This is a genomic window from Paenibacillus sp. GD4 (assembly GCF_030846225.1).
Classification (GTDB): domain Bacteria; phylum Bacillota; class Bacilli; order Paenibacillales; family NBRC-103111; genus Paenibacillus_G; species Paenibacillus_G silviterrae.
The window spans coordinates 2524704-2539139 of sequence record NZ_JAVCYK010000001.1; the positions used below are offsets into that span (position 1 = coordinate 2524704).

A 14436-nucleotide genomic window follows, 5' to 3' on the forward strand; every position below is an offset into this window, starting at 1 on the left:
TCAGAAGCCCCCGGAGCCGAATTTGGAGCTCTTCATCATATAACCGAGACCGCGCCTCGTAATGATATATTCCGGCCGGCTCGGATCATCCTCGAGCTTCTCCCGCAGCCTGCGAATCGTCACATCGACCGTCCGCACGTCGCCGAAATACTCGAAGCCCCACACCGCCTGCAGCAGATGCTCGCGCGTCATGACTTTCCCGCTGTTCTTCGCCATATACTGCACCAGCTCGAATTCCCGGTGGGTCAAATCCAGCGGATTGCCGTCCTTATACACCACATACATATCCGTGTCGATAAAAAGGCTCTGCAGCCATATGCCCTGCCGCCCGTCGCCTTCCGAAGACCCTGTGCTCGTGGCCGTCTCGGCAGCTACGGGCTGCTGATTCGCCTGTCTGCGCAGATGCGCCTTCACCCTGGCGAGCAGCTCCCTCGTCCCGAACGGCTTCGTGACATAATCGTCGGCCCCAAGCTCCAGCCCGAGCACCTTATCGATCTCATTGTCCTTCGCTGTAAGCATAATGATCGGCGTATTCAGCCTTGTCCGGACCTCCCGGCATACGTCCATGCCGTCCTTCACCGGCAGCATCAGATCCAGCAGGATCAAGTCCGGCTGCTCCGAGAAGGCCAGCTCTACCGCTTTCCCTCCGTCATAGGCGCAGACCACCTCGTGGCCCTCTTTTTCCAAATTGAATTTCAATATATCTGCGATCGGCTGCTCGTCGTCTACTACCAAGATTTTCGCCATACCAAGTCACCTGCCTATTCAAGGGTTGACCCTTTCTCTCTATTGATCTATTTTACCACATCCCTATGCAAAAAGAGACACGGAAGCGTCGTTTCCCTACGACTTCCATGTCTCTCTCCTGTTGTACTGCCCGGCGTTTATCGGTTCAAATATTTCAGCGGATTCTCAGGTGTATTGTTCCGTTGGATCTCGAAGTGCAAATGCACTCCCGTCGAGTTGCCGGTGCTTCCCATGATGCCGATCTTCTCGCCCTTCTCCACAATCTTGCCGTTCGTTACGGAGATTTGGCTAAGGTGTCCGTACAGCGTCTTATAACCGTTCATATGATCAAGAATGATTGCATTGCCGTAACCGTCCTTCACTCCCGCAAAAATGACCTTCCCGTTATCGGAAGCAAGGATGTTGCGATTGCCCGTCAAGTCAATTCCCTTGTGCAGCGCGCCCCAACGTGTTCCGAACGTACTGCTGATGGACGAGCCGACGACCGGCCAAGCGAATTTACCTGTACCCTCGCCTTTGACGACCTTCGTACCCTTCTTCGCTACCGCCTTCACCGGCTGGTCAATGATCTCCTCGCTAAGAACCTCTTCTTCTTCGAGCAGGCCGTTCACCTTCGTAAGCTGAATGGTCACCTTCTTCAGCCCGTTTTTCCCCGGAGTGATCGTCTGTATCGTCCCAAGGCGCAGCGAATCATCCGTTTGATATTCCGTCTCATATTGAATCTCTTGATTCTCTACAACCTTCTCCACCGTGCGCACAGCTAAGGTAGGCTGCAGTACCGTCAAGTCGAGCTGCTGACCTGCTTTTATGAAATCTCCAGTAATGGATGGATTGTTCTGATAAATCACTTGCTTAGGAATGTTGAATTTCTTCGCGATACAGCCCAAGCAGTCGCCCTGCTCTACCGTATACTTGGTTGGCTGCACATCGCCGGTCTCCAGCTTCTTCCGAAGCTCGTCCGGCTGCACAAGCTCCGACGGTTCTATCGGAATTTCCTGCAGCTCTACCTGCTGCTTGAACTCTGCCTTCAGCAGCTCGCTTTCTACAGGTGCACTTGAGGCTGAGGATGCCGACAGAATGCCTACCTTACCCGGCTCCTTCTTCTTTTGCAGCGAATCCAGTGCCGTCGCCTTGATCTGCTCCAGCATCTTCTGCGCCGTCTCCTGGTCCTTCAAAATCCCCATGCGCTTTCCGTCTACCAGCACCTCTACACCTACCGGATAAGCTGTAAAAAAGCCCTCCAGCTTACCTAGCACTTCCTGCTCCTCGGTCCGTGGTTTGAAAGCCCTTTCACGCGTAAATGTGATGTCAGGAGACTCTACGGCCATTTGCACATCGGTACGGCTTTGAGCCAACTGCTTCTTCTTCTCTTCCTTGAAGGTCTCAACTTTCTGCGGATCGCTGACGATCCCGATTGGCGTACCGTTCACAAGGACATGATAATAATCCGTCATCTGCGCCTGCACATATTGATTGCCGCTCCACACCGAAGCAGCTACCAAGCTGAGCGCCGATACCGATTTCAATAACGTCCATTTATGTGTTAGTACCTTCATCTTTAAACTCAAGGCTGATGCCTTCACTTGTTCTTTACCCACTGGTTTAACCCCTAGCTTGCCAGTCAAGCTGTGAGTTCGAATCGCGGACCAGCGCTGCTTGGCCTTATCCAGCACGTCCTTGATCTTACCCATTCCCCTGAAAACTGTCATCTTCTTCTCCTTTTAAGCCGTTTTTTCTGCTGCGCACATAAAAACACCTAAAATTGGGACAATAACCACTGTGCTTAAACTCCTTAATAAATTTACCATACCAACTCTACTTTTTTCAACATTTTCGTATATTTTGTCACATTTTTAGCTGGAAATCTGACAGGAGTGTGAAGTTAATCAATGGAAAGTTTGTGCGCGGCCTTTCCCAATCCGCAGATTCGGGAACAAGCGGTCGAAGCATTAAGAGCTCAAGGCGCTATCGATATACGTCTCGACGAGGTCGTAGAATTCAGCAAGGACTTGGCTCCGTACGGTATGGTTCAGGGGTACAAGCTGGAGGTTGTGGTGGAATCCTCTCGCCGCGAGCAGGCGGCCGATACGATTTCCCGGTATGGCGGGCAGCTCTAGGAGCTGTCCGTTTTGCTTTCTTCGACTTGTATGCAAAAAACAGGATCACCTGAGAGCCTTCCAGTAATCCTGTTTATCTTAAGCCGCCATTACGGCTTCAACAGCTTTAATAGATCCGCATACTCTTCCGGCTGCAGCCGCTTCTGCAGGATCTGCTCCAGCTCTTTCAGCTCCGACGCTGTAATGCCATTCTCCATGAGCTTGGATATATACTGAATATCCTCCTGGGGAAGCTTCGAGATCACGCTGAAAATTTTATTCTTCTGCTCCTGCGTGAGCTCGTCCTTCTTCTTTGCGAATTCCTCTCCCGAAACGACAACCTTCCGGTCTTCCTCCGAGGTCATTGAGGACACCGATTGACGGCTCCATACCGCAACCGCATCCTCCGGCGGCTTTCGTTCAGTCGTGCTGCTGGGCTTCGGCGTCTGCCCTCCGGTTTCCGTGCCCGTACGCTCCTGCTTCTTCTCATCCGTCGGATTGCCGCTCACCGCAGCTACCTCTCGATCCGCAGGCGGCTTCCCGCTTCCCCCCATGCCCACCATCGAATCGAATTGCTTCGCCATATGGGATACCAGTTGATTCCACTGAATCGACTGACCGGCCTGCCTTGGAATATGATACTGCTCCAATAATAGATCTACGTAGGAATTCACTGCAAAGAATGTCAGTGCCAAACAGCAAAGCGAGGTCACTACGGCGCTAACCGCCAGCTTTGCGAGCCATAGCATTAGTTTCATCCTGTCATCTCCTGCCCGATTTGAAAGTTCTCCCCCCTCAGTATTCACTTTTTTCTGGGAAAACAATCCGTCCGGGCAAAGAAAAAAGCCCCCGTTCCCCGTCCGATTCGGATCGGACTTGGCTCGGGAGCCTGCTTGGCTTTATTAGAAAATAGGCTTTACTTGGTTCGTCTGCTCGCGGTTGCGGCCTACGGAGAAGATGGCGATCGGAATGCCCGTCAGCTCGGATACGCGATCCACATAACGTCTTGCGTTCGCCGGCAGTTCGTCCAGCGTGCGCACATTGGAAATATCCTCGCTCCAGCCCGGCATTTCCTCATATACCGCTTCACACTCGGCCAACATTTTCAGGCTTGCCGGATAGTGCTCGATTACTTCGCCGCGGTATTTGTAGGCGGTACAAATCTTTACGGTCTCCAGACCGGACAATACATCGATGGAGTTCAAGGACAAGCCCGTAATTCCGCTCACTCGGCGAGCATGACGAACAACAACGCTGTCGAACCAGCCTACACGGCGCGGACGGCCTGTTACGGTGCCGTACTCGTTGCCGCGTTCACGAATCCAGTCGCCTGTCTCGTTGTTTTGCTCCGTCGGGAACGGACCGTCGCCTACGCGGGTTGTGTAAGCCTTCGCTACACCGATAATTTGCTGAATCTTCGAAGGTCCTACACCGGAACCGATACATACGCCGCCGGCCGATGGATTCGAGGAGGTAACGTACGGATACGTACCTTGGTCGATATCGAGCATCACGCCCTGCGCACCTTCGAACAGCACCTTGCGGTCCTCATCGATCAGATCGTTCAAAATAACGGACGTGTCCGCTACATACGGACGGATCTTCTCGGCATAGCCCAGGTATTCTTGGATAATCGAGTCCGCATCCAAACCCTTGGAGCCATACACCTGCTCGATCAGTACGTTCTTCTCCTTCACCAAATGACGAACCTTCAGCTCGAACTCTTCTGCGTCCATCAGGTCCGCGATCCGGATGCCGTTACGGGCCGCTTTATCCATGTAACAAGGGCCGATCCCTTTGCGGGTCGTACCGATCTTGTTATCGCCCTTGCGCTCTTCCTCCAAGCCGTCGAGCAGCAGATGGTACGGCATGATGACATGCGCCCGGTCGCTGATCTTCAAGTTGTTCGTCGTAAAACCGTTGTCATGAATATATTGAATCTCTTCCAGCAGGGCACCCGGGTTGATGACCATGCCATTACCGATTACACAAATTTTATCTTCATAGAAAATGCCCGATGGAATCATCGTCAGCTTGTATTTCTTTCCTTCGATCAGGATCGTATGTCCTGCATTGTTACCGCCTTGATAACGAGCAACAACCTCAGCAGATTCCGCTAAGAAATCGGTAATTTTCCCTTTTCCCTCGTCGCCCCACTGGGTTCCGACTACCACTACCGTTGACATATTGCATTCCTCCGTCAGGTGGAATTTTCACCTAATATTAGCTTTCAGGCGCATAAGCACCCTAACTAGTGTAGCAGTGCAGTGCGTTAAAGTCAATAAAAACGAACAATGATAAAACCCCCAATATCATTGTTCGGAAAATGTCCTCATATGTAAGGCGATTGCAGCCGCTTCGTTCGGAAACAGGCTGCTTTCACCGTATAGCATGTCACCTAAGCCGATTCATGATGCGTCCGGTCCAGACTCACAAATTTATTAAAGTTTTTAAGGAACGCCAGCTCCACGGTGCCAACCGGACCGTTACGCTGCTTAGCGATAATAATTTCGATGATGTTCTTCTTTTCCGATTCCTTATCGTAGTAGTCATCCCGGTATAGGAACGCTACGATATCGGCATCCTGCTCGATCGAACCGGATTCCCGAAGGTCGGACATCATCGGACGTTTGTCCTGCCGCTGCTCCACGCCCCGGCTGAGCTGGGACAGGGCGATAACCGGCACGTCCAGCTCACGAGCGATCTGCTTGAGCGTACGGGAGATCTCGGAGACCTCTTGCTGACGATTATCTCCTTTACCTCGCCCGTGAATCAGCTGGAGGTAATCGATCAGGATCATCCCGAGTCCTTTCTCCTTCTTCAGCCTTCGGCACTTGGCGCGAATGTCCGCTACGGTTACGGAAGGAGAATCGTCGATATAGATGTTCGCCTCGGACAGCGAACCGATCGCCATCGTCAGCTTCTCCCAATCGTCCGGCTCCAGGAAGCCTGTCCGCATCCGTCCCGCATCGACATTGGCCTCGGCGCAGATCATACGCTGTACCAGCTGTGCTGCACCCATCTCGAGGGAAAAGATGGCAACGGTTTCTTTTTCCCGCACGCCGATATTTTGCGCGATGTTCAGGGCGAACGCCGTCTTACCTACCGAAGGACGGGCCGCCACGATAATCAAGTCCGAGCGCTGGAAGCCGGACGTCATCTTGTCCAAGTCGGTGAAGCCGGACTTGATCCCCGTCGTACTGCCCTTCTGGTTGTAGAGGAACTCCACCTTGTCGAAGACCTCCATCAGCACATCGCGGATGGCAATGAAGCCGCTGCCCGAGCGCCGCTGCGAGATCTCCATAATGCGGTGCTCCGCGTCGCTGAGCAGCATGCCGACTTCGTCCTCGCTGGCATAGCCGTTGCTGACGATTTGCGTAGCCGTGCGAATCAAGCGGCGAAGCAACGATTTCTCTTCGACGATTTGCGCATAATAATCGACATTGGCCGCCGTCGGAACCGCATTCGCAAGCTCCGACAAATACTTGATGCCGCCGACCTCCTCCAGCTGCTTCTTGTCCTGCAGCCGGGCCGTCAGCGTCACCAGGTCTACCGGCTCGTTCGCCTCCGCGATCTCGATCATCGCTTCGTAGATCAACTGATGCGCACCGCGGTAGAAGTCGTCGCTGTTGATGCGCTCCATCGCCGTTACCAGCGCGTCGCCGTCAAGCAAAATAGCGCCGAGCACCGCCTGCTCGGCTTCCAGATTTTGCGGAGGGATGCGATCTGTAAACATTAGCTCGTTGTTCATGCTCATGTCCGTCTCCTCCCCAGGATCAAGCTAAGCTTACTTCTCTTCGACAACATGAACCTTCAGCTTACCGGTCACTTCCGGATGGAGCTTCAAGACCAGCTCGGTCACGCCCAGTGTTTTGATCGGCTCATCCATGACAATTTTGCGTTTGTCCAGCTTGTAGCCCATTTTCTCCAATGCCTCGGCTACCTGCTTGTTCGAAACCGCTCCGAACAGACGTCCGTCCGCTCCCGACTTCGCCTTCACCTGCACACTCAGCTCCTCCAGCTTCCGTGCCAGCTCCTGCGCGTCCGCCTTCTCCTGTGCCTTCTTTTTGTCTTCGGCTTTCTTCTGATTCTCCAGTGTCTTTACCGCACCCTGGCTTGCCGGCGCCGCCAGCTGTTGCTTGAATAGGAAGTTTTGTGCATAGCCCTCGGATACCTCTTTGATTTCACCCTTCTTGCCTTGACCCTTCACATCTTTCAAGAAAATAACCTTCATTCGAAAAGCCCCTCCTCTGCATGTATCTCACTCAAAATTTGCTTTAATTTTTGTGTTGCTTCCCCAATTGTGCCTTCCATTTGGGTTGCGGCATTCGTTAAATGTCCGCCGCCGCCCATCCGTTCCATCACGACCTGGACATTCATCTGGCCTAAGGAACGGGCGCTAATGCCAATCATGCCGTCCGGGCGTTCGCTAATCACGAAGGACGCCATAATGCCTGTCATAGTTAACAATGTATCAGCTACCTGGGCAATCAGCAACTGAGAATATTTACGTCCCGGCTCCGTGACGGCAAGCGCAATGTGGTCGTAGATGACGACCGCGTTCTTCACCATCTCCGCTTTCTTGATGTAAGCGTCCAAGTCCTCCTTCAGCAGCCGCTGAATCAAGGAGGAGTCCGCCCCGTTGCGACGAAGGAAGGATGCCGCTTCGAACGTCCGTGCGCCGGTGCGAAGGCTGAAGCTTCGCGTGTCCACCACGATCCCGGCCAGCAGCGCCGTCGCCTCGAGGACGCCCATGGTCATCCGCTCGTGGAAGTACTGCAGCAGCTCCGTCACGAGCTCACAGGTGGAAGAAGCGTAAGGCTCCATGTACACCAGCGTCGCGTCGTGAATGAACTCCTCGCTTCTGCGGTGATGGTCGACCACAAACTTGCGGTGCGTCAGCTGCAGCAGCTTCGGCTCGGCCACCATAGAGGCCTTGTGCGTATCCACCACCACGGCTAAGGATCGGCTGTTCGTGATCTGCAGCGCCTGCTCCGGCGTAATAAACCAACGGTTCAGCTTTTCGTCCTCATACAATGTCTCCATCAGCTTCTGGATCGACGGATTGACGCCCTCCAGCACAATATAGCCCTCTTTATTGCTGATGTGCGCCATTTTGAGCACACCGATCGCAGCGCCGATGGAATCCATATCCGGTATGCGATGGCCCATAATGATGACCTTGTCGCTGTCCTTGATTAAGTCTCTTAAGGCATGCGAGATGACCCTCGCTCTTACGCGGGTTCGCTTCTCCACAGCATTCGTTCGTCCGCCGTAGAACGACAGCCGCTCGCCTACCTTGACCGCCGCCTGGTCGCCGCCGCGGCCCAGCGCCATATCCAAGCTCGTCTGCGCCCACAGCCCAAGCTCCGTCAGCGACGTCGAGCCTGAAGCGATTCCGACGCTGAGCGTCATCGGCAGCTTATTCTCGATGGTGATGTCTCTGACCTCATCCAGAATTTCAAAGCGCGACTGCTCCAGCGACTTGAGCGCCTTTTGGTCCATCAAAACCAAATATCTGTCGGAAGCGGTTCGGCGCAAATAAATGTTATTCTTCTGCGCCCATTCGGAGATTTCTCCCGTCACCTTGGCCATCATAATGCTGCGGGTCTGGTCGTCCATCCCCTGCGTCGCTTCCTCCAGGTTGTCCATCATGACGATACCGATGGCCAGCTTTTCTTCTTCATAGCGGGAGGCGAGCGTTTTGAAGGCCGTGATTTCACGGAAATAAAGCAGCCTCTCATCCGGCTTGATCTGCACCTCGTAGATGCTCTTACCGACGGTCAGCTCCAGCTTCAGCTCTTTCTCCTTCCGGTTCTTCAGTCCCGGGAACATCTCCAGCAGCGATTCGCCGATTAGGGAATCCTCCCCCAGCATTTTGGCTACGAACGGATTATGCCACTCGATGACCTTATCCTCGCTGTACAGCAAAATCCCGAGGGGCAGCTCATGAATGACTTCACTGCCCGCCCGCTTCACTCGATGCGACAGCGTCGTGACATACTCGTTCAAATCCTTGCGGAAAGCCTGCTCCGCCTGAACCGTGAAGTAAACAAGCGCCGCGCATAGAAACAGGGCGATCACGCTGATCACCCAATTGTATAGAAACAAAATAAATATCAAGAGCGTGAGCAAAGCGAATATCCAAACGATATGCATCCCGTGCCATCGCTTCAACAGGAACTTCGGCATTTCATTCGACTCCTATCTTTTCCACCACAAAAGTAATCACTTGCGAGCAGCCAGACGATCGCGGATCGGGAATGCCACATCGAACACACCCAGTAAGCTTATCACAAAATACGCCGGCGGGAAGACGAAGAGCGAGATGATGCCGATAATCGGCAAAGCCCGGTTCCAGCCCTTGGAATATGCCACATAAAACAAGAAGGCAATCCCTTGAACCGCAAATGCAAAGGTGAGCAGCGGCATCAGGTTAAGCAGCAACGTAAAGAATACCGAATGCGTATCTCTCACGAACATCTCCATGATCAGAGAGATGAGGTAGAACCATACGAACGACTTCGGAAGCATCCATTCCCGGATCGGCTTGTATTTCGAAATCGATTCTCCGGAGCGTACAAGCGCTTTGCGAGCCAGCCAATGCGTAACCACCGCGTAAAATAGGCCGAAGCCGATCATATACACCGGCAGCATCTGTGTCATGAGCTGGACCAGGATATCCTTATCCATAGGAATGAGCTCCTGCAGCTGCGCAGGAAGGCTATTCAGGCTCCCCAGCATGAACTGCTTCATCTTCCCCAGCGGGTTCAGCCCGAACAGCTGGCTGACCACCAGACCAAGCAGCAGCTCTCCAAGCAGGGTTACCGTACCTGCGGTAATCACCGAGCGTGCGGATGCGCGCTTCTTGTACAGGTTGCCCATCTGGATTACCGGCGGCAGGAAGAACAGCGCAATGGACAGGATAAGCGCTCCTACCCATCCGGCCGAAATCGAGGAGACAACCAGATAAACCACAGCCAAGCTAATCGCATAGTGTAAAGCGAACCGTTTGGCAGGGAGCTTCGTGTACATCACGAGCACGGGCACCATGACCAAGGCGGATGTCACCATATTGATCACAGGCAGGAAAAACATCGAAAGCAAAATAAGAATATACACGATGCTCCATGTGAGCATGCGAGACTTCTGCGTCTCCAAACTGTTCACCTCTTACGCAAATGATCTTCCAATGCGGAAATATCGCCGTACCATTCCTCGAGCTGATGCCCTTCTTCCCGATGCTTCTTCATCTTGTCGAGCACCGCTTCATCGAGGCTGCGCAAGGAGATGCCAAGCCGGCGACCGAGTATATAGCAGCAAGCGACAAGACTTGCCAGGCCGTCTATCATTTTATGCTGGCTGCCTTCCCATATGCCCTTGAGTAAATGAGCCATCTGGTCTACCAGCTCGGTCTTCAGCCATTCGATGATCTTGGCACGCTTGGCCAAATCCATGTCCCTATCCATCCACTACAAGCCGCCTCTCCCCTAATCGGACTTGTTCGTCCGCCGGTCGCCCGACTTGCCCGAAGACCGGCGGCACCTGATTGATTTTCATTTCATTATACCACACTTTTACACTCTTTGTTCGGCCTGCCAGAGCTTGAAGCAATAATCGATAATTTCTCTCCTGCGGATAATTCCTATGAAAACCTCATTATCATCAATGACGGGTACATAGTTCTGATTGGTCGCAAGGGTGATCAGGTCCTGCATATTTTGTGCGATCCGGACGGGCTTGATCGTCATATGCTGCGGCACATCCTTCAGCTGCACACGGTGTGCATTCTCGAAGCCGATCTCCGGAGAACGCTTCAGCTTCCATAGCAGATCCCCCTCGGTAATCGTGCCTACATACTTGCCGTCATCATCCACTAGCGGCACCGCCGAATAGCGATGATATTCCATACGTTCCAAGGCTTGACGCATGGTCGAATGAGGAGATAAATAAATAACGTCATCCTTGGGCACGAGAAAAAAAGCAATATTCACAGCTCTCCCTGCCTTTCATCGGGTCTTTGGAATCTCACGAACGATTCACCGGTTCATGCCCACCCCTTCATCATACCATCTTCTCCCCCTCAGGGAAAATGTAGGTGCAGGCTCTACAGCCATTGTCCACTATCTTATCTATATGTTACCGCTGTCATGGAAGATACTTCATTACAACAAAAACAGCAGAACCTCTGGTTCTGCTGCCATACATCTAGAGCAAATCTCCTATGGGAGCTGCTTCTGGATATCCTTTAAGGCAAGCTCGCGTATCACTTTGTTGGTGTGCGCCAAATTTCTCTGCGCTTCCTGCAGGGTATTATACATAGCCGTATTCATAGTCGAATTAAGGTTCGTGTCGTTTTTCGCCTTGATCCAAAACTGGATAATGCCCTTTGTTTTGTTAAGTTGTTCCATTACCTTGCTTTGACTCTGGATGATTTCGAATATTTTATTTTTTGTTTTTACCTTCTCGCTTACCTTAAGAGCAAGTGCCATGAAGTCCATATATTGCTGACTGAGACTTTGTAGGTCTGCATCTAATTGAAATGAAAAGTCAGCTGCGTTATCCAGCTCCTTAAAAGCACCTAGCCGCTCCGTAAAGGACCATATTTCCTGATCGAGCTCATGCAGCGTCTGATATACCTGCTTGATCAGCTCCAGCTCCTTCTGTTCTTGCGTTAGAACCGGCTGCGGCTGCCCCTGCCCTTGTGCAGGTGATGATGCCCCCGAATTGGCCCCCGCGGACTTCGTCTGGTCCAATGCTACACTGACACTGTAGGAGGCGTCGTTCCATGTCACCTCGGCCCCTAACTGCCTTAGCAGATAGATGGGCACCATGGTCCGCCCTTTGTAATTGATCGCCGGAACATCCTCTACCTTCAGCTCCTGCTCCCCCGCTTCTACCTTTACAATCGGATTTCCCTCGAATTCCCCATTCAAGGTTGAAGCACTGGCTATATTCGTTATACCGAGCAGCAGCAGCATCGTGAGTATCCCTTTTTTCATCTGCGTCCCTCTCCCTTACCTTTGTTTTTCGTATGTATCCAACACTATTACTATAATTCATTTGCCGTACGGAATGATAGTCTTGTATACGACAAAAAACGGCACACCTAGCTGCTAGGTCTGCCGTTCTCTGTCCAATCAACCTATTCGGTTGTGTAAGGAAGCAATGCAATCGTACGGGCACGCTTGATCGCGATAGTCAGCGCACGCTGATACTTCGCGGAAGTTCCTGTTACACGACGAGGCAGGATTTTGCCGCGCTCGCTGATGAACTTCTTAAGCGTCTCGATATCTTTATAATCGATGTGCTTGATCTTGTTCACGGTGAAGTAGCAAACTTTACGGCGCTTGCCGCCTTTTTTGCCACGACCGGAGAACTTGCGCTCGCCGCGATCTTCGCCACCGGATTCTCTCTTTTGGAAAGCCATTCTGTTTCATCCCTTTCTGTTATGGAGTGTTCGTCCACCCTAAGCTAGCTTAGAATGGCAAATCATCATCGGAAATATCAATCGGTCTGCCGTCATCCTGGAATGGATCCTGGTTGTCACGTGCACCACCACTGTAGCCGCCGCGGTTACCACCGCCGCCTTGACCACCACCGCTGCTAGGAGGAGGCGTAAAGCCACCATCTTCACGGTTTCCGCTATTCGCGGATTCCAAGAAACGCACATTGTCTGCAATGACTTCCGTCACATATACGCGCCGACCTTCATTGTTGTCATAGTTGCGCACTTGAATGCGGCCCTCTACTGCAGCCAATCGTCCTTTACGAAGGTAATTCGCACACGTCTCCGCCAATTGCCGCCAAGTCACGACAGGGATAAAATCCGCTTCACGCTGGCCTCCTTGTCCCGAGAACGGGCGATCCACCGCAAGGGTAAACTGAGTTACTGCAACTCCTGCCGGCGTATAACGCAGTTCAGGGTCGCGAGTCAGTCTGCCGATCAGAATGACACGATTCAACACTGGTAAACCCTCCCGGAATTCGAATTACGAATCAGTAATGCAATTAAGCTACGTCTTTAACGATCAGGTAACGAATGATTTCGTCGGAAATCTTCATCACACGGTCAAGCTCATTGATTACGTCATTGTTAGCATTGAAATGAACCAATACATAATGACCATCACGAAGCTTGTTGATCTCATACGCAAGACGGCGCTTACCCATTACATCGGATTTCGTAATTTCGCCACCGTTGTTGATGATGTTCGCGAACTTCTCCACTGTTGCTGCAACCGCATCTTGGTCCAGCTCGGGACGAATAATGTACATCACTTCATATTTGCGCATGTTGTCACCTCCTTTTGGACTAAACGGCCCCTGGAATCAGGAGCAAGGAGCGAGAAGAAAATACATTCGTATCAAAACTCGCACCATAACACTATAGCAAAAACCAAGCCTCAAGGCAAGCGCATTGCCAGCATGTTCCGACAAAAACCGGTTTGGTAATTATTTATCATCATGCACGCGCCAGTTCAAGGAGAATCTAACAGCAGAACGACACAGGAGGTGATCTGGCATGGGTGAATGGACACAGTTCCGTCCCGGCGATCATGCGCCGAATGATGGCGAGTATATGGAGGTTGGCGAGAACGCGATTCACACAGGGATTAACAATCCTAAGATCGTGACCCTGAAGAAGGGCGACCGCTTCCCGGAAACCACCAACCATAACCGCAAGTGGAAAAAAGTATTCCGCGGCTAACCAGAATCCGGCGGAGCTTGTTGCCAAGGGCTTGTCCTGGGTGGAGCTCCGCCCTCATCGACCAAAAGGAGAATCAGCGATGAAATATACGTTAACCTTTTACTTTACCCTGCTGGGGATCGCGCTTTGCTTTCTTCACTTCGTCGGACATGAGAACGATGCCGTGTACCTTCTTTTTTATTCTCTTAGTGTCCCTGCCTGGATCTGGCCGCTCTTTGAATATACCGATGTAAACTTTATCATGCTGTATTTGACAACGATCGTATCTTGGACATTGATCGGCTATTTATGCGATCGCTTCGCATACATGGGCCGTTCCCGCCGAAAACAATCGTAACGCTCAATCGATATGTGAACTCACGCTCTTCCAATGGACCTTTGGAGTGTGAGTTTTTTGTGTTTCTTGACTAAAATCAGTACTATCGAACATAATAGGAACATACGTTCTATTATGGGTGGTGATTTCTTTTATGTCAAGGTCGATCACAACCGAAGAACTACGATGCATTAAACAAATATTACTACTCCCCTTGCTCCTAACCGCCTTTGACCGTGATGCCAAAAGAATTGCTTCTGTTGTAAAGACGCCCGGGCCGTATGTCGATGCACTTCGACAAGCCATGGACCGAGTAACGGCCGATCTTGTGGAAGCCCGCCGTCATCTTCGGAGGAACGGCATCCAAATCTTTGATTGCGAAAGAACCTCTGCCGGGATCCGGACAGAATACCAGTGCCGCGGCTGTCCCGGGGAATTTGGCATCCTTAATGATTCCCTGCGTGCTGAGGCGGAGCTTCTGATGAGAAAATATTTAGCGGAAAACCCATCGAGGTACTTACGTAACGATTTGCCGATTCATATGAAGCTGTAAAGTGTAAATCGGC

The 14436-nt window shown here is 51.9% G+C and carries 18 protein-coding genes; 4 read left to right on the forward strand and 14 right to left on the reverse strand.

Annotated elements, in window-relative coordinates:
* Both yycF and RAC89_RS11900 read right to left on the reverse strand, forming a co-directional pair.
* On the reverse strand, window positions 1-747 hold the full coding sequence (yycF, locus tag RAC89_RS11895) for a response regulator YycF (RefSeq protein ID WP_306613716.1): 747 nt from the start codon (window positions 745-747) through the stop codon (window positions 1-3).
* 137 nt (window positions 748-884) lie between these two features.
* Window positions 885-2456 (reverse strand): M23 family metallopeptidase, encoded by a 1572-nt coding sequence (locus RAC89_RS11900; protein ID WP_306613719.1) that lies wholly within the window; start codon window positions 2454-2456, stop codon window positions 885-887.
* A gap of 180 nt (window positions 2457-2636) precedes the next feature.
* Here RAC89_RS11900 and RAC89_RS11905 point away from each other — a divergent pair, with 180 nt between their 5' ends.
* Window positions 2637-2864, forward strand: a complete 228-nt coding sequence (locus tag RAC89_RS11905; RefSeq protein ID WP_284643004.1) for a hypothetical protein — start codon at window positions 2637-2639, stop codon at window positions 2862-2864.
* An 89-nt stretch (window positions 2865-2953) separates the two neighbouring features.
* Here RAC89_RS11905 and RAC89_RS11910 read toward each other — a convergent pair whose 3' ends face one another.
* From RAC89_RS11910 to rpsF, 12 genes are all read right to left on the reverse strand, one after another.
* Window positions 2954-3601, reverse strand: a complete 648-nt coding sequence (locus RAC89_RS11910) for a hypothetical protein (protein WP_306613721.1) — start codon at window positions 3599-3601, stop codon at window positions 2954-2956.
* Window positions 3602-3745: 144 nt separating this feature from the next.
* Window positions 3746-5029: an adenylosuccinate synthase gene (locus RAC89_RS11915; RefSeq protein WP_306613723.1), complete on the reverse strand. Its 1284-nt coding sequence runs from the start codon at window positions 5027-5029 to the stop codon at window positions 3746-3748.
* A 212-nt stretch (window positions 5030-5241) separates the two neighbouring features.
* A complete protein-coding gene (dnaB, locus tag RAC89_RS11920) occupies window positions 5242-6600 on the reverse strand; it encodes a replicative DNA helicase (RefSeq protein ID WP_372516686.1) in 1359 nt (452 codons plus the stop codon).
* A gap of 30 nt (window positions 6601-6630) precedes the next feature.
* Complete coding sequence (gene rplI / locus RAC89_RS11925) at window positions 6631-7077, reverse strand: 50S ribosomal protein L9 (protein WP_284643007.1); 447 nt, start codon at window positions 7075-7077, stop codon at window positions 6631-6633.
* On the reverse strand, window positions 7074-9035 hold the full coding sequence (locus tag RAC89_RS11930) for a DHH family phosphoesterase (protein ID WP_306613725.1): 1962 nt from the start codon (window positions 9033-9035) through the stop codon (window positions 7074-7076). The genes rplI and RAC89_RS11930 overlap by 4 nt, the downstream gene beginning before the upstream one ends.
* A 36-nt stretch (window positions 9036-9071) precedes the next feature.
* Window positions 9072-10004 (reverse strand): DUF2232 domain-containing protein, encoded by a 933-nt coding sequence (locus RAC89_RS11935; RefSeq protein ID WP_306613727.1) that lies wholly within the window; start codon window positions 10002-10004, stop codon window positions 9072-9074.
* 5 nt (window positions 10005-10009) lie between these two features.
* Window positions 10010-10312: a MazG-like family protein gene (locus tag RAC89_RS11940; protein WP_284643010.1), complete on the reverse strand. Its 303-nt coding sequence runs from the start codon at window positions 10310-10312 to the stop codon at window positions 10010-10012.
* 108 nt (window positions 10313-10420) lie between these two features.
* Window positions 10421-10837 (reverse strand): CBS domain-containing protein, encoded by a 417-nt coding sequence (locus RAC89_RS11945; RefSeq protein ID WP_284643011.1) that lies wholly within the window; start codon window positions 10835-10837, stop codon window positions 10421-10423.
* A gap of 228 nt (window positions 10838-11065) precedes the next feature.
* A complete protein-coding gene (locus tag RAC89_RS11950; RefSeq protein WP_306613730.1) occupies window positions 11066-11845 on the reverse strand; it encodes a stalk domain-containing protein in 780 nt (259 codons plus the stop codon).
* 143 nt (window positions 11846-11988) lie between these two features.
* A complete protein-coding gene (gene rpsR / locus RAC89_RS11955) occupies window positions 11989-12273 on the reverse strand; it encodes a 30S ribosomal protein S18 (RefSeq protein WP_284643013.1) in 285 nt (94 codons plus the stop codon).
* A gap of 49 nt (window positions 12274-12322) precedes the next feature.
* Entirely contained in the window at window positions 12323-12811 is a 489-nt protein-coding gene (gene ssb / locus RAC89_RS11960) for a single-stranded DNA-binding protein (protein WP_284643014.1), read from the reverse strand.
* A 43-nt stretch (window positions 12812-12854) separates the two neighbouring features.
* The gene (gene rpsF / locus RAC89_RS11965; RefSeq protein ID WP_284643015.1) at window positions 12855-13139 is read right to left on the reverse strand and encodes a 30S ribosomal protein S6; all 285 of its coding nucleotides are present in this window, start codon (window positions 13137-13139) and stop codon (window positions 12855-12857) included.
* Between the two features lie 229 nt (window positions 13140-13368).
* Here rpsF and RAC89_RS11970 point away from each other — a divergent pair, with 229 nt between their 5' ends.
* From RAC89_RS11970 to RAC89_RS31850, 3 genes are all read left to right on the forward strand, one after another.
* Window positions 13369-13554, forward strand: a complete 186-nt coding sequence (locus RAC89_RS11970) for a YjzC family protein (protein WP_284643016.1) — start codon at window positions 13369-13371, stop codon at window positions 13552-13554.
* Between the two features lie 79 nt (window positions 13555-13633).
* Window positions 13634-13891 carry a hypothetical protein gene (locus RAC89_RS11975; RefSeq protein WP_306613733.1) on the forward strand — a complete coding sequence of 86 codons (258 nt, stop codon included), beginning with the start codon at window positions 13634-13636 and terminating at the stop codon, window positions 13889-13891.
* Window positions 13892-14024: 133 nt separating this feature from the next.
* Window positions 14025-14423 carry a YhjD family protein gene (locus tag RAC89_RS31850; RefSeq protein ID WP_483874683.1) on the forward strand — a complete coding sequence of 133 codons (399 nt, stop codon included), beginning with the start codon at window positions 14025-14027 and terminating at the stop codon, window positions 14421-14423.
* The last annotated feature ends 13 nt before the right edge of the window (window positions 14424-14436 follow it).